This is a genomic window from Shewanella hanedai, from assembly GCF_007197645.1.
In the GTDB taxonomy this organism is placed as follows: Bacteria; Pseudomonadota; Gammaproteobacteria; order Enterobacterales; family Shewanellaceae; genus Shewanella; species Shewanella hanedai.
Map to the genome: position 1 here is coordinate 70,868 of NZ_VKGK01000017.1, position 14,616 is coordinate 85,483.

13 protein-coding genes are annotated in these 14,616 nt (G+C 41.6%); 8 read left to right on the forward strand and 5 right to left on the reverse strand.

The window, feature by feature from the left end:
* Positions 1 to 74 precede the first annotated feature (74 nt).
* The gene (locus FN961_RS14470) at positions 75 to 248 is read right to left on the reverse strand and encodes a hypothetical protein (RefSeq protein WP_144040890.1); all 174 of its coding nucleotides are present in this window, start codon (positions 246 to 248) and stop codon (positions 75 to 77) included.
* An 848-nt stretch (positions 249 to 1,096) separates the two neighbouring features.
* On the opposite strand from FN961_RS14470, the gene FN961_RS14475 reads away from it, so the two are divergent.
* On the forward strand, positions 1,097 to 2,029 hold the full coding sequence (locus FN961_RS14475) for a chemotaxis protein CheV (protein ID WP_144040891.1): 933 nt from the start codon (positions 1,097 to 1,099) through the stop codon (positions 2,027 to 2,029).
* 72 nt (positions 2,030 to 2,101) lie between these two features.
* Here FN961_RS14475 and FN961_RS14480 read toward each other — a convergent pair whose 3' ends face one another.
* Positions 2,102 to 2,770, reverse strand: coding sequence for a hypothetical protein (locus FN961_RS14480; RefSeq protein ID WP_144040892.1), 669 nt, complete (start codon positions 2,768 to 2,770; stop codon positions 2,102 to 2,104).
* Positions 2,771 to 2,840: 70 nt separating this feature from the next.
* Positions 2,841 to 3,200: a DUF2750 domain-containing protein gene (locus tag FN961_RS14485; protein WP_144040893.1), complete on the reverse strand. Its 360-nt coding sequence runs from the start codon at positions 3,198 to 3,200 to the stop codon at positions 2,841 to 2,843.
* A 303-nt stretch (positions 3,201 to 3,503) separates the two neighbouring features.
* Here FN961_RS14485 and FN961_RS14490 point away from each other — a divergent pair, with 303 nt between their 5' ends.
* The 7 genes from FN961_RS14490 (at position 3,504) to FN961_RS14525 (ending at position 12,027) form a co-directional block, all read left to right on the forward strand.
* Positions 3,504 to 4,691, forward strand: a complete 1,188-nt coding sequence (locus FN961_RS14490; RefSeq protein WP_144040894.1) for a lytic murein transglycosylase — start codon at positions 3,504 to 3,506, stop codon at positions 4,689 to 4,691.
* Between the two features lie 107 nt (positions 4,692 to 4,798).
* Positions 4,799 to 5,281: an FKBP-type peptidyl-prolyl cis-trans isomerase gene (locus FN961_RS14495; protein WP_144040895.1), complete on the forward strand. Its 483-nt coding sequence runs from the start codon at positions 4,799 to 4,801 to the stop codon at positions 5,279 to 5,281.
* 100 nt (positions 5,282 to 5,381) lie between these two features.
* Positions 5,382 to 5,603 carry a DUF3389 family protein gene (locus FN961_RS14500; RefSeq protein ID WP_144040896.1) on the forward strand — a complete coding sequence of 74 codons (222 nt, stop codon included), beginning with the start codon at positions 5,382 to 5,384 and terminating at the stop codon, positions 5,601 to 5,603.
* Between the two features lie 417 nt (positions 5,604 to 6,020).
* The gene (locus FN961_RS14510) at positions 6,021 to 6,692 is read left to right on the forward strand and encodes an alpha/beta hydrolase (RefSeq protein WP_144040898.1); all 672 of its coding nucleotides are present in this window, start codon (positions 6,021 to 6,023) and stop codon (positions 6,690 to 6,692) included.
* Positions 6,693 to 7,059: 367 nt separating this feature from the next.
* Complete coding sequence (gene ushA / locus FN961_RS14515) at positions 7,060 to 8,826, forward strand: bifunctional UDP-sugar hydrolase/5'-nucleotidase UshA (RefSeq protein WP_221936121.1); 1,767 nt, start codon at positions 7,060 to 7,062, stop codon at positions 8,824 to 8,826.
* A gap of 517 nt (positions 8,827 to 9,343) precedes the next feature.
* Entirely contained in the window at positions 9,344 to 11,050 is a 1,707-nt protein-coding gene (ushA, locus tag FN961_RS14520; RefSeq protein ID WP_144040899.1) for a bifunctional UDP-sugar hydrolase/5'-nucleotidase UshA, read from the forward strand.
* A gap of 536 nt (positions 11,051 to 11,586) precedes the next feature.
* On the forward strand, positions 11,587 to 12,027 hold the full coding sequence (locus FN961_RS14525; protein WP_144040900.1) for an Hsp20 family protein: 441 nt from the start codon (positions 11,587 to 11,589) through the stop codon (positions 12,025 to 12,027).
* Positions 12,028 to 12,144: 117 nt separating this feature from the next.
* Here FN961_RS14525 and ilvN read toward each other — a convergent pair whose 3' ends face one another.
* Together ilvN and FN961_RS14535 are read right to left on the reverse strand one after the other, a co-directional pair.
* Positions 12,145 to 12,639: an acetolactate synthase small subunit gene (gene ilvN / locus FN961_RS14530; RefSeq protein WP_144040901.1), complete on the reverse strand. Its 495-nt coding sequence runs from the start codon at positions 12,637 to 12,639 to the stop codon at positions 12,145 to 12,147.
* Entirely contained in the window at positions 12,639 to 14,360 is a 1,722-nt protein-coding gene (locus FN961_RS14535; RefSeq protein ID WP_144040902.1) for an acetolactate synthase 3 large subunit, read from the reverse strand. Before FN961_RS14535 ends, ilvN begins: the two co-directional genes overlap by 1 nt.
* Between the last annotated feature and the right edge of the window lie 256 nt (positions 14,361 to 14,616).

The window sequence follows — 14,616 nt, forward strand, 5'->3', positions numbered from 1 at the left end:
TTAAGAACACTCGATACTGATAAGAGGAGAGTATCGAATTGCATTATGTTGACTTTTATAACGTGTGTTGCGATTTACTTGTTGCTTGAAAGCAACCATTTCATAAACGTTAATGCTTCTGTACGCTTAGAAAATGTCTGTCTATTTTTCCCAACGCTATCGGTGAATGCGATAGAAGACTTGTTTAGAGAAATAGAATTTACTGGAAAACTTACTGTGATCTCATGACCATTTATGTTGTACGACATATGTCATACTCCTTTATATTGTTGTACTGCTTTATTGGCAGTGAATATGTAACTATAAAATATCCTTAGCATTTTTGCGAAAGATGAATTTAGGGTTCGTTTTGAGCCTACCCATCTTCGGCATCTTAATCAAGACTATTCTCAATCTATAAATGTTAGCGTTTGTAACAGTTTAGATTTGAAGTTCATTGACTTAGTCAGATTTAATCATAGTGGTATGACAGTAATATGACTAGTTTTTAGATGCGAACCAGGTGTATTAATATTTTTGCGAGGTATTGACGAGAGGAGTCAAACAAAAAGCAAACTACTTTAACAAGGGTACTCAAAATCAAATTGCAGTATACCTGTCGCTTTCCAAGTGTCAATATTTATTTTATTAATTACTTCGTGTTTAAATTGCCTTCATAAACTGCTGTTTTATTAGGTAAGTAGTAGTATTTACAGGTATTATGTAAAGAGAAATGGGTGTAAATGAGATGTTTATGTCTCCGGTTGTATTGCTAATTTCAGCAATGTTAGCGGCGAGCGTGTTAATGTCACTTTTGAAGTAGACGTTTGATGTTAGACCCTTGATGGGCGATGGTTTACGCGAGAAACAGGTGAATAAATAACACGTCAAACAGGTGCCTTTATATGGGCATTATGGAAGTTGTGCAATAACATGGTTCTAGAATTATTCCTGTTGTGTTTTTAGCTGCTAAAATATAATTATCTATGAGTAGGTGAGTGTCATGTATGCCATCTTGTTCGAATTGAGACTTTGGTTCGACTATGGATTTACTGGCTACCATTAACAAGCATTACTGTCAGAGACGAAGTGTCTCTTATTTTCCGAGATTTGTATTATGGCAAAAGTACTCGATTCAGTTGACCAACGCACGCAATTAGTCGGTGAAAACCGCTTAGAACTTTTATTATTTCGTATTAATGCGACTCAACTCTTTGCAATAAATGTATTTAAAGTCAAGGAAGTAGTGAAATTACCTCCGTTAAGTTCTTTGCCCGGTAGTCATAAGAGTGTCTCGGGGGTTGCTAATATTCGTGGGACCTCAATTCCAGTGATTGATTTAAGGGGCGCGATCGGCTTTTCCCCTATGACCGACGCTCAAGAACGTAATTTGATTATCACGGAATATAATCGAAGTGTTCAAGGTTTCATGGTAGGTAAAGTTGAGCATATTGTGAATATGACTTGGAGCGACATTTTACCTCCACCTAAAACGGCAGGCACTCATAATTACCTCACTGCAATATGTAGACTTGAGATTGATGATGTGATCAATATGGTGTCGATCATTGATGTAGAGAAAGTACTGGCTGAGATCATTAATTATGATATCCGCCTATCTGAAGGTGTCTTGGATGAAGAGCTAGCCAAAAAGATGGTAGGGCATAAGATCCTTATCGCAGATGACTCATCTACCGCAAGAAGGCAAATTAAAGAGACATTAGAACCCTTAGGCATTGAGATACTGGAAGTGTCTGACGGCCTACAGGCACTGCAGTTACTGCAGAGTTGGTGCGATGGGGGAAAATCGGTTTATGATGAGATTTTAATGTTGATTACCGATGCTGAAATGCCAGAAATGGATGGATATAAACTCACCTCGGAAATCCGGAGTGACGAACGCATGAATAAACTCTTTGTCGCGTTAAATACATCACTGAGTGGCAGTTTTAATGAGGCGATGGTCGTGAAGGTGGGCTGTGATCGATTTATCTCAAAATTCCAACCCGATCTCTTGGTCGGTGTTGTTCAGGATTGCCTTAGGAAGTAAAAGTGGATTGCTAATTGACGCAATCCATTCCAAGAAAAAGCAGCATTATGCTGCTTTTTTATAACAGATAAATTAAAACCACGTTGAGTTACTTAGCTCTTCACCTTGTTCAATGGCAAGATCTTTTAAAACCTCTTGTTTAACTCTTTTATTTGAAGTGATATTAATGCGGCAAAGTCTAACGGCGTAACCAAATCTGGCGCGTCCGACCTGCGATACAACCGCTTGAAGAAACAGTTTATCTAAACCTAAAGTTTCGCTGTAGTGACTTATTGCTTTTGACAACGAGGGATACTTTACACCGTCAAATTCAAAGTTTGAATTGACTTGATCACTCTCTAACGGAACACCGTCAATAACGATTGGCCAGCTAGGTGCATTGACTCTGTCTCTGGCGATGAGGTACATCATCCAGCCACTTTTTTTAAACCCTTCAAATACCTTACAAGAAAACTCAGAATCGATGAGCTCCTGCTCTGTCCAATTAATGCCAATCGCTAGATGCTTTGCATATATGCGCATCAGCTCATCCTTTACCGCTACCTGACATTCCCATATAGAGGTCAATTTATGTTGTTTTGCCAGTTTTAAGCACTCTTTACAGGCGGGTACTGACAAGCTTGGATGTGAGGTGTGGTTGTTGGCATGATATTCAAAGTGAGCATCGCATGGTTCTGCACAAAACCAACAGGTATGGCGAAGATCGAATGGAATATCGATAAGGGGGATAGATAGCGTCATAAGATTTTAACCTGTCTGACGCCATTATTCATCTTGTTCATATTAAATGACTTGATTTAATCGAGAAGGATTACTCCTCTTCGACATTAACCAAAGAATTAGCAAGAATGATAGGGTCCATCTCTAGACAGTCGTGGTTTTCTTGCCAGTTTAAGCCAATTAACACACCATCTTCATTAAGATCTGCTATCCAAAATTCGAGAAGCTCGGTTAACGTGATTGCAACAGGCGAATATTCAGCCCACTCTTCAGTACAGTGAACTTTAGCTTGAGCTTCCGTTGACCATAGAGGCATAACATCAGTGTCTTCATACTCAGAAGAGTCACAAACGACCCAACCTTCACCTGATTCATCTTGCAGTCCCCAGACTACCTGGTGTTGTTTAACATCTTCGATAAAGCTGGTTAATATTGGATTTGTTTCTGTCATTTCAGGTCTCTTCTGTGTGGTATTTCTTCGTGGCCATTATACGACATCAAGTGTATTCGCCAAGTGAATCTTTACCAATTACGAAGCTAATTTACTCAGAAGATAAAATTTGAACTCAGAATGAATGATAAAGACACAATTTTAATCCAACCTTCATAAAAAGTACGATATATCAAAATTAAGGGGAATTCCGTCTTGCTTGAGTATGGTAATTATGGCTCAATTTGAATTCGGGATCTTAGGGCCTTTTTTAGACTGATATGTCGGCCTGTGTTCATCAACAACATTTTTGGAGTATTCATCATGATTAAAAATGTCTCTTTAGTATCAGTGCTACTTTTCTCTAGTTTGGGGTCATCTCTTGCTTTTGCTACTGATTTTCCTAGTTGTGTGGTTGAACTGCAAAAAACGGCCAAAGCTCAAGGGTTGTCGACTGATACTATCGACAATACTTTAGGTAAAGTGAAGTATGTTGCCCGTGTCATCGAACTTGATAAGAAGCAGCCAGAATTTAGCCAAACTTTCGATAACTACTTTAGTAAGCGTGTTACTGACTGGCGAGTAAAAGAGGGCAGGCGTCTATTGGAGGAGAATAGAGAGTTCTTGAACCAGCTAAAAGCACAATATGGCGTTCCGCCTCAATATTTGATGGCTTTTTGGGGGTTAGAGACTAATTTCGGTTCCTATAAAGGCAAAATGCCAGTTCTGGATTCATTGGCCACCTTAGCGTGCGATCCTAGAAGAAGTCAGTATTTCACCGGTGAATTGATGAAAGCCCTTAAGTTGAAAGAGGAGTATCAATTTGAAGCCTCTGACATGGTGGGCTCTTGGGCGGGCGCTATGGGACATACTCAATTTATGCCATCGGCGTATGCCGCGTACGCTATCGATGGCGACGGTGATGGAAAGGCCGATCTCTGGAATAGTACTGCTGATGCTTTGACCTCTGCCGCGAACTTTTTGCAACAACTTGGCTGGCAACGAAATGAGCGGTGGGGACGTGAAGTCAGTTTGCCAAACAATTTCAGTTATGAGTACTTAGGCAAAAGCCACGAGCAACCATTGATTAAGTGGGCAGAGCTTGGTGTGATGACAAGTGAGGGCAAATCTATTTCTACACCAGATATGAGTGCCGCTCTGTATCTTCCTGCTGGTTATACAGGTCCTGCATTTTTTGGATATAAAAACTTTGATGTGATTATGCGCTGGAACCGTTCGACCTTCTATGCGATTGCTGTGGGTCATTTAGCTGATCGTATTAATGGTGGTGTAAGCCTGAAAGTCGCTCCCCCTAAGCAAGATAATTTAAGTCGAGCTCGAGTTAAATTGCTACAAGCAAAGTTAAATGAGAAAGGATTCGACGTTGGTAAGCCTGATGGGGTTCTGGGCTCTAATTCAAAATCTGGATTACGCCAATTTCAACGTTCGGCGGGCTTAGTCGCTGATGGGTTCCCGAGTGAAGCAAGCTTTGCAGCCTTAGGTGTGCAGTAAAATCTAGCTTAAACTCTTAGCTCTTGTATAAATACTAGAGCTACTAGAGGAGTTTTGGTAAGCTTCGTTTCCAAAATTTAAGTCAGTATTATGGTTAAGGACAATTAATGAGCATTAAAAACGATATGGTAGTTCAGTTTAATTACACATTACGTGATGAACAGGGCGAAGTATTAGAAACCAATGAAGGCTTAGATCCAATTGCATACCTTCATGGCCACGACAATATGATGCCGGGTGTTGAAGATGCCATTACTGGTAAAACCGCTGGTGAGAAGTTTTCAGTTACCCTAGCACCTGAAACGACTTATGGTGTTCGCAATGAAGAAGCGACTCAACGCGTATCTGTTAAGCATCTTCAAGGCGAGAAAGTGTGGAAAGCAGGCATGCGTGCATTGTTAAATACTGATCAAGGTCAACGCCAAGTGACAGTAATTAAAGTGGGTAAGTTCATGGCAACTGTTGACGTTAATCACCCGCTTGCGGGTCGAGAGTTAACGTTTGATATTGACGTGATTGACGCAAGAGATGCGACAGCTGAAGAGATTTCACACGGTCACGCCCACGGCAAAGGTGGTCACCACCACTAATCGTTTCTCCCAAATAGCTTGGGTATAAGATTAGATAGGCAGAAAAAACCAGCAAGCATGCTGGTTTTTTTATTTTACGGTTACTTTTCAGGAACAGACTATGGTCATCGATTTCTCACAGGGGAAGATTATTCTGACACCATTTGAGGTGCAGATTAAATTATCCGCATCAGGTAGTGGGATGTATGCCATGGCTGAAGATCTTACGTTTATTGATGATGCCTTAATCATAAGCGCTGATGCAGGCTCAATAAAATGGAGTCTTCGTCTGGATACGCTTGAACAGCTGTTGATGATCCGTGCAGAGATTGGTATTGGTTAATACCAATCAGTATAAAGATTTGATCGCTCAGCGAGAGTTTAGCGGTCCTGAGGCAAGGTCATTAATTGCTCCTGCATTAATGACATTCACCACATCCATGTGGTTTGCAACGAGTGAAAAGCATAGTTATTCTACGGTTAAGCTCGTTAACACAGCATCAGAACCGCTAAAACTCGCCTGTAAGGAGTGTTTTTGGCTGCCTATTTCTGCGTTGAATGAACTCATAAGGGAACAACCATTATGTCATCCATTCACCTTGAATTAGTTTGCCAAAAAACACTCTGAGTAGATCAACTTCTTATACTGATTGGTATAATGTGTCAGTCTGGGTCATTTGGAGTGACTAAAGTTCAGGTGTAGCAAGTACCAATGCATTTTGATGGCAAAAATATAAGTGATAACAATCTAAGGAAACATATGTCAGTAGTAAAATTAGAGCGGATAACCATAGAGCCACAATCTAAAGCCACAGCCTGTGTTATTTGGCTTCACGGTTTAGGCGACTCAGGTGCGGGTTTTGCGCCAGTTGTTCCAGCGCTCGGTTTACCAGCAGATAACAGCATACGTTTTATCTTCCCTCACGCTCCAGAGCAGGCGGTTACCATCAACCAAGGCTATGTTATGCGTGCTTGGTATGACATCAAGAGTATGGATTTACACAATCGAGCAGACATGCAGGGCGTGTTAGCGTCTGAAGTATCTGTAAGAGCCTTGATTCAAGAGCAGATTGATTCAGGTATTCCAGCAAACAGAATCGTGCTTGCAGGTTTTAGCCAAGGCGGCGTGATGAGTTTATTTACTGGACTTAGATATCCAGTACAACTTGCTGGCATTATGGCGTTATCTTGCTATTTACCTACAGCAGATAAGCTTCCTGAAGAGTTGAGTGAAGCGAACAAAACCACGCCTATCTTGCAGCACCACGGAGAGCAAGATGATGTTGTGCCTGTCAGTTCAGGTAAGATGGCAAACACGTTACTCAAAACCGCTGGCTATAACACGCAATGGAAAACGTATCAGATGCCGCACAGTGTTTTACCCGAGCAGTTAAATGACATCGGAGCCTGGTTACGCACTGTACTGGCTTAGTTTTTGCTTTCTAAATGATGTTGTCGGCAGATGATACTGATGTGGATTACTGTCGACTTATCCTCCTTGTTCTTAATTCAGAAAAATCCGCCTGCAAACTGATTTAATATAAGTTGTTGAAAATAACTATAAGTTTATTGGGCTTATAAGCCTTCCTTCATTTTTATTCTGCTTTAACAACCTTATTTTTATTATCTGTTTTTATATACGCACAGTAGTGTCCTATAAGTATATGTTTTAACAAATATTTTACCTATTTTATTTAACCTAGTTAACAGTTTTTTCATTACATTTTGGTATGATTGGAATTAGCGAGATCAGAGAATCCGTAATTTTAATTATTAAAAATAACTAAAGGGTTGATGTAATGATGAATAAACTAGTCAAAGGTTTAGTCGCAACAGCAGTTTTGGCTGCATTAGCAGGTTGTAACAGTAGTGATGATGACAACACGCCTTTAACAGCGTGTGAAGCGGCAGGTGATGCTTGTACTCAATTTACCGTGATCCATACTAACGATAATCATGGTCGTTTCTGGCAAAACAAGAACGGTGAATACGGTATGGCGGCTCGTAAGACTGTCATTGAGCAGATCCGCAACGAAGTTGAACGCAATGGCGGAGAAACCATTTTACTGTCTGGCGGTGACATCAACACGGGTGTTCCAGAGTCAGATATGCAAGATGCAGTACCTGATTTTATCGGTATGAGCATGCTGGGTTATGATGCGATGGCGGTGGGTAACCATGAGTTTGATAACCCATTATCAACGCTAGATATGCAAGCCACAATCGCTCAATTCCCTATGTTAGCCGCAAACATCTATAAAAAAGACCTTCAAGGTAATGTTACTTCAGAGCGTTATTTTGAACCATACCGAGTGTTTGAAATTAATGGTCTTAAGGTGGCCATCATAGGTTTCACTACGGTTGATACACCTAAGGTTGTTAGCCCTGATAACGTCGCTAGTTTGCATTTCACCAATCCTCAAGATGAAATTCAAACCGTTCTTGCTGAGATTAAGGCTAATGAAAGCGTCGACATGGTGTTTGCCTTGACTCACATGGGTCATTACGCAAATGGTGAGCATGGCACGGAAGCTGCCGGAGATGTGATGCTTGCTCGTTCATTAGAGCAAGGCCAATTACAGGCGATTATCGGCGGTCATTCGCAAAATCCTGTCTGTATGGAAGGCGATGATTATGCTGACTTCAACCCAGGTGATGAGTGTAAACCTGATATCCAAAACGACACCTTTATTATGCAAGCCCATGAATGGGGTAAGTATGTCGGCCGTGCTGATTTTGAATATATGGATGGTAAGTTGACGCTTGCTAGCTATAAATTGATCCCAATTAACCTTAAAGAGAAAAATGAGAATGACGAGCTTGTTTTCATTACCGAAGAGATAGAGCAAGATCAATTGGTTATCGATGCGCTGCAGCATTACCAAGATCTTGGACAAGAACTGCTCGATGTTGTTATCTCAAGCACTGATGGCAAGCTTGAAGGTGACCGCGCCGTCGTACGTGTTGAGCAGACAAACTTAGGTCAACTGCTAACTCGTGCTTATGGCGATTGGGTTACGGCTAATTTCGAACCAACCGTTGATTTTGGTGTAATGAATTCAGGCGGTATTCGAGATTCAATTGTGCCGGGTGATGTGTCATACCGTGATGTACTCACCGTGCAGCCATTTAGTAATGATGTGGCGTTTGTCACCATGACAGGATCTGAGGTTGAAGCATATCTAGCTAATGTGGCTTTAAAGACTGGCGGCGGTATGGCACAGTTATACCCTATGGATATGTCGGTGACTTGTGATGCGGTTGAAATAAACCCTGATGCAACCCCATCTGATATCGTTAAAATTAATAGCCTAGGTGGCCGTACATTCAACAAGGCTGAAAACTACACTTTCTCACTGATTAACTTCAGTGCGAAAGGTGGTGATGATTATCCTAAGATTACAAATCATGCAAACTATGTCGACACTCAACGTAGTGATGCATCAGTGCTTCGTGAATACTTTGAGAAAACGCCAAGCATTAAAGTTGCTGATTACGATCCAGCTAATGGCGGTCACCCAATATTCTACCGTGGTGGAAGCATCGTTAAGAGCTGTGCTAAATAGTCTCTTAACCAAATAAAAGTCGCGGATGTTTTGATAAGAGCAGCGTTCAATAAGCTGCTCTTTTATATTTGCAGCCTTTATTCTACCCAAGCTTTGAAGCTTATCATTTAACATACTCAAAAATTGGTTAATGAAATGCGGTGAATAATGAAATATATTTGTAAAAATATCGATAGTTGTGAGGGCCAACTGTTCTCTATTTACGTTGAATGTAATGCTTTTGCCTGCTAAAGCTAATCGTTTGAATTAACATGAAAGTCTCGCAGGATTTATCCATCAGGCTATATCTTCAATAACAAATTCATCAAAACCTCTTCTCACTTGTTTTTTACGCAAAACAATAAACAACACAAAGCCCCGTATCCAGCATCATATTTGCAGTAAAGTGTCACTCAAATGACACATTTGCGATACATTATTTGCTATTATGTCCGCCAACGAGATCATAGAATCCGTAATTTAAAAAATGATGGTAATACTTAAAACTATTCAAATAATAATCTAGGGGTTGATAATAATGAAAAATTTGTTAATTAAAGGACTTGTCGCAACATCAGTGCTGGCAGCATTAACAGGGTGTGGCAGCGATGATAATGATGCGCCGGTTAAACCGACGACTTGTGCCGAAGCGGGTGAGGCATGTACTACTTTTACGCTTCTTCATACTAACGATAACCATGGCCGTTTCTGGGAGAACAGGCATGGCGAATATGGTATGGCTGCGCGTAAGACGCTGATCGATCAGATCCGTGCAGAAGTCGAGTCAAATGGCAGTGAAACGATTTTGTTATCAGGCGGTGATATCAACACGGGTGTCCCTGAGTCTGACTTACAAGATGCACGTCCTGATTTTGTCGGTATGAATTTGATTGGTTATGATGCAATGGCTGTTGGTAACCATGAGTTTGACAATCCATTAGCCACTGTTGAGATGCAGCGTGAACTGGCTAATTTCCCAATGTTGGCAGCCAACATTTATGACAAAGCATCAGGTGAGCGTTATTTCGATGCTTATAAAGTATTTGATGTAAACGGCCTACGAATTGCGGTAGTTGGATTAACCACTGAAGATACGAAAAAGATTGGTAACCCCGAATTTATCAGTGGCTTAGAATTTACCGATCCTGCTACAGAGATCCAAAAAGTCATTAAAGATATTAAAGATGCCGATGCTGCGGATATCATTTTTGCGACGACCCATATGGGACATTATGCCGATGCACAAAACGGTAGCAATGCATCAGGCGATGTAGCAATGGCGCGTGCGGTAACTGCAGGCGATCTACAAGCTGTCATTGGCGGTCACTCGCAAAATCCAGTGTGTATGGAATCAGGCACCAACAATTATGCTGATTTCAATCCAGGCGATGACTGTACTCCAGATAAGCAAAATGGCACTTACATTATGCAAGCCCACGAGTGGGGCAAATATGTTGGCCAAGCAGACTTCGAATATTTCAATGACGAGCTACATCTTGCAAGCTACAAGCTCATTCCAGTTAATTTGAAGAAGAAAAATGAAGCTGGCGACCGTGTACTTATCGGTGATGAGATTAAGCCAGATGGTACCGTGTTAGAAATTCTTAAGCAGTACCAAGAAAAAGGTCAAGAGCAGTTAAGCGAAGTGATTGCCACCACTGCTGAGGTGTTAGAAGGAGACCGCGCTAAAGTACGCTTTATGCAAACTAACCTAGGTCATTTAATCTCAACAGCTCACACGAGTAAAGTTAATGCCGATGTGGGTGTGATGAACTCTGGTGGTGTACGCGCTTCAATAGATGCAGGTGATATCACGTATAAAGATGTGCTCACCGTGCAGCCATTTGGTAACTCGATAACCAAGAGTACTGTAACCGGTGCTAAGTTAACTGAGTATCTAGGTGCGGTCGCTTCACTACAAATTGATTCAGGTGCTTATGCTCAACTCACTGGCGTGACGATGACTGTCGATTGTATAGCAAAAACGGTTGATATCAGCGATGTGAATGGCAAAGGCTACGATGCTGCAGCCACATACAGCTTCACTGTTCCTAGCTTTAACGCTGCAGGTGGAGACGGCTATCCAGTTCTCACTCCTGTGATGACAGGCTTTGTTGATGCTGCTGTAATGTATGACTTTTTAAAGGCTAAAGGTTCTATAGCAGCGGGTGAGTTCGCGCCTACTGGTGACGTTGTTTATGAGAACTCGATGAATGCATATGGTTGCCAAGTGCTAAGTCAGTAAATGTTTAGGTAAACCATATCAACAAAAGGTAGCTTTCAAGCTACCTTTTTCTTTTGGGAGCATTTAATACTTTTTTACTGACTACCCTTGAAAAGTTAAATCCTCGTCTACATATAGTTAAGTATGGAACGCTCAATGAGGTTTCTAGTTAATAAAATCTTGATGCCTTCGGGGTCTAAGTTTATTAACGAAAACAGGGTGCGACAGAGAGTAGAGTGTTCTACAGATGTTGGCCAATATATACCCAAACTACCTGAGAATGCTGATTTCAGAGACGTTGCACGAGTTCAATTCTAGACGCATTGACGTAGGAATGGTGACTCCCTTTTAAGTTAATGCAACAACGAAGTGGGCTTGTGCAAAGCCTTCTTCGATGGGTTTTAATGCTCTTTATTCTGCGTTATTGGTTTTGCTAAGGGAACAACCATTAGCTACAAACAATGCCTTGCTTAAAGTGCATTAAATTCCCACTGAATCCTGCATTTCCAAGTAGCTTGGGTATAGTCATTATATTGCTTTATAAAAAGGATATACATATGCGTAATTATGATCTAACTCCCTTATACCGTAGCGCCATTGGTTTCGATCGTTTAGCCCAGCTTGCAGAGCATGCTGCATCGAATAAAGGCAATTCGGGTTACCCGCCATACAACATTGAACTGCTTAATGACACACGCTATCGCATCACCATGGCCGTTGCTGGCTTTGCTATGGATGAGCTGGACATTACCAGCGAAGGCGACAAGTTATTAGTTAAGGGCACCAAAGCCGAACAAGATAAAGAGCGTAAATACCTCTATCAAGGCATTGCAGAGCGTGGTTTTGAGCGAACATTCCAGCTTGCAGATTATGTCACCGTGATCGGTGCCAACCTTGAAAACGGTCTGCTCAATGTCGATCTTGAACGTAAAATACCAGAGGCATTAAAGCCTAGAAAAATCGACATAAGTACGTCGAGAATGATTGATTCAGAGTAGTTTTTATAGCCTGGACTCTATAATTTTAAATAACATTCAGAAGATCAAAAAGGGAGCCTAAAGCTCCCTTTTATATAGAAATATGTTTATCCCACCGATAGAGAGGATTTGTCCTTCTTAAGCTCGCATGGATTTCTCACCACGGCTAAGGCCAACCACACCAGAGCGAGAAACTTCAATGACCTTAGTGATTTCACCAACGGCACAAATAAAGGCATCTAGCTTAGCGCTGGGCCCCGTGAGCTGTACTGTGTATAGCTCAGCTGTAATATCGACAATTTGAGCGCGGAAAATATCAGCCGTACGTTTAATCTCTTCACGAACATTGCCTTTGGCTTTTACTTTCACCAGTGCCAGTTCTCGTTCGACATGTTCAGACTCTGTAATATTGGCCACTTTCAAAATATCGATCAATTTATGTAGCTGTTTTTCAATCTGCTCGAGTACATTTTCATCCGCAAACAGGGTGATATTGAGGCGAGATAACGTCGGATCATCTGTTGGTGCAACGGTTAAGGTTTCAATGTTATAACCGCGCTGCGAAAACAGGCCAACAACACGAGATAGTGCGCCTGGTTGGTTTTCAAGTAATACCGATAGAATACGACGCATTAGCTTTTCTCCTTTTTGCTCAGCCACATTTCGTTCATCGCACCACCGCGAATAAGCATAGGGTAAACGTGTTCAGTCTGATCGACATTGATGTCGACAAATACCAATTTATCTTTCATTGATAGCGCTCTTTCGAGTTCAGATTCAAGTTTAGCGGGGTCGCTAATGGTGATGCCAACATGGCCATAAGCTTCAGCAATCTTGGCAAAGTTGGGTACAGAATCCATATAAGAGTGTGAGTGACGGCCTGAGTAGATCATGTCTTGCCACTGCTTTACCATACCTAGAAAGCGGTTGTTAAGATTGATGATTTTTACGGGAATATCATATTGTAATGCAGTTGATAGTTCCTGGATGTTCATCTGAATTGAACCATCACCAGTAACACAAAGCACGGTTTCATCAGGCATAGCAAGTTTGACGCCCATTGCCGCTGGAAGGCCAAAGCCCATTGTCCCCAAACCGCCAGAGTTGATCCAACGACGTGGCTTATCAAATGGATAATAAAGCGCAGCAAACATTTGGTGTTGACCCACATCTGATGCCACATATGCATCACCATTAGTGAGCTTATGTAAGGCTTCAATGACCTCTTGTGGCTTAATCTTATCGGTTGTTTTGTCGTAGGCTAAACTTTTTTTAGCGCGCCAGTGATTGATATCACTCCACCAACTATCGATGGCTGCTACATCTTGGTTTTTGTCTTCAGTAGCGTCTAATTGGGATAACATCTCATCGAGGATATTATCCGCCGAACCCACAATGGGGATGTCGACCTGAATCGTTTTTGAAATTGAAGATGGGTCGATATCGATATGTAAGATCGTTGCATTAGGGCAATATTTCTCGACATTATTGGTGGTTCTGTCATCGAAGCGTACACCAATACCGAAAATCAAGTCGCAGTTATGCATCGCCATATTGGCTTCATAACAGCCATGCATTCCTAGCATGCCTAAGCTATTTTTGTGACTGCCAGGGAAGGCACCTAAACCCATTAACGTGCTGACAACTGGAATGTTGAGCTTTTCAGCAAGCGCTAAAATTTGCTTATCACACTCGGAAATAACGGCACCACCACCCACATAAAGTACGGGCTTCTTGGCGGCTAATAGTGCGTGTAAACCACGGCGGATCTGCCCTTTATGGCCCGATGTTGTTGGATTGTAAGATCGCATGCTGATCTCTTTTGGATACTCATAATCAAACAGTATCGCAGGATCCATACAATCTTTCGGGACATCGACAACTACTGGACCAGGTCTACCACTGGCAGCAATAAAGAAGGCTTTTTTGATTATTTCAGGAATGTCTCTTGCATCGGTGACGAGGAAACTGTGCTTCACGACTGGACGTGAAATACCTATCATATCGCATTCTTGGAATGCATCATTACCGATTAAATTACTGGGTACTTGACCGGAGACAATGACCAGTGGAATAGAGTCCATATAAGCGGTTGCGATACCTGTAATGGTATTTGTCGCGCCTGGACCTGAGGTGACAAGAACAACCCCAACTTCGCCAGTAGCACGAGCGTAACCATCGGCCATATGCACGGCAGCTTGTTCGTGGCGTACTAAGATATGTTCAATTTTTGACTTTTCGTGTAGGGCATCATAGATATCTAACACGGATCCGCCTGGATAGCCGAATATATGTTTTACGCCTTCGTCAATAAGTGAACGGACGATCATACTGGCGCCTGATAACTTCTCCATTTGTAAACCCTCATAAGTTACCGCTACGGTATGCAGTATCTAGATACAGCGACGGTAATCGCTTAAATATATTGAGTTTGGACGGTGATCCTTACTCTCGAAATGCCAAATGACTTTTGGTGTGAAAGTCATATCCACCCTGTAAGGTGTGACATCTGTCTCAAATGAACAGAATTTCATCATATAAAAAAGAGCACATATTTCAAGCCTTTTATGTAAAAAAAGCCATTAAATGAAAAATAATCCGCTTAAAGGG

What these genes read in the sequence shown, in the direction of transcription:
- ushA (WP_144040899.1), top strand. Translation starts at nt 9,344, where the DNA reads ATGAAAAATTTGTTAATTAAAGGACTTGTCGCAACATCAGTGCTGGCA.
- FN961_RS14535 (WP_144040902.1), bottom strand. Translation starts at nt 14,360, where the DNA reads ATGGAGAAGTTATCAGGCGCCAGTATGATCGTCCGTTCACTTATTGAC.
- FN961_RS14490 (WP_144040894.1), top strand. Translation starts at nt 3,504, where the DNA reads ATGATTAAAAATGTCTCTTTAGTATCAGTGCTACTTTTCTCTAGTTTG.
- ilvN (WP_144040901.1), bottom strand. Translation starts at nt 12,639, where the DNA reads ATGCGTCGTATTCTATCGGTATTACTTGAAAACCAACCAGGCGCACTA.
- FN961_RS14485 (WP_144040893.1), bottom strand. Translation starts at nt 3,200, where the DNA reads ATGACAGAAACAAATCCAATATTAACCAGCTTTATCGAAGATGTTAAA.
- FN961_RS14510 (WP_144040898.1), top strand. Translation starts at nt 6,021, where the DNA reads ATGTCAGTAGTAAAATTAGAGCGGATAACCATAGAGCCACAATCTAAA.
- FN961_RS14500 (WP_144040896.1), top strand. Translation starts at nt 5,382, where the DNA reads ATGGTCATCGATTTCTCACAGGGGAAGATTATTCTGACACCATTTGAG.
- FN961_RS14475 (WP_144040891.1), top strand. Translation starts at nt 1,097, where the DNA reads ATGGCAAAAGTACTCGATTCAGTTGACCAACGCACGCAATTAGTCGGT.
- FN961_RS14495 (WP_144040895.1), top strand. Translation starts at nt 4,799, where the DNA reads ATGAGCATTAAAAACGATATGGTAGTTCAGTTTAATTACACATTACGT.
- ushA (WP_221936121.1), top strand. Translation starts at nt 7,060, where the DNA reads ATGATGAATAAACTAGTCAAAGGTTTAGTCGCAACAGCAGTTTTGGCT.
- FN961_RS14480 (WP_144040892.1), bottom strand. Translation starts at nt 2,770, where the DNA reads ATGACGCTATCTATCCCCCTTATCGATATTCCATTCGATCTTCGCCAT.
- FN961_RS14525 (WP_144040900.1), top strand. Translation starts at nt 11,587, where the DNA reads ATGCGTAATTATGATCTAACTCCCTTATACCGTAGCGCCATTGGTTTC.
- FN961_RS14470 (WP_144040890.1), bottom strand. Translation starts at nt 248, where the DNA reads ATGTCGTACAACATAAATGGTCATGAGATCACAGTAAGTTTTCCAGTA.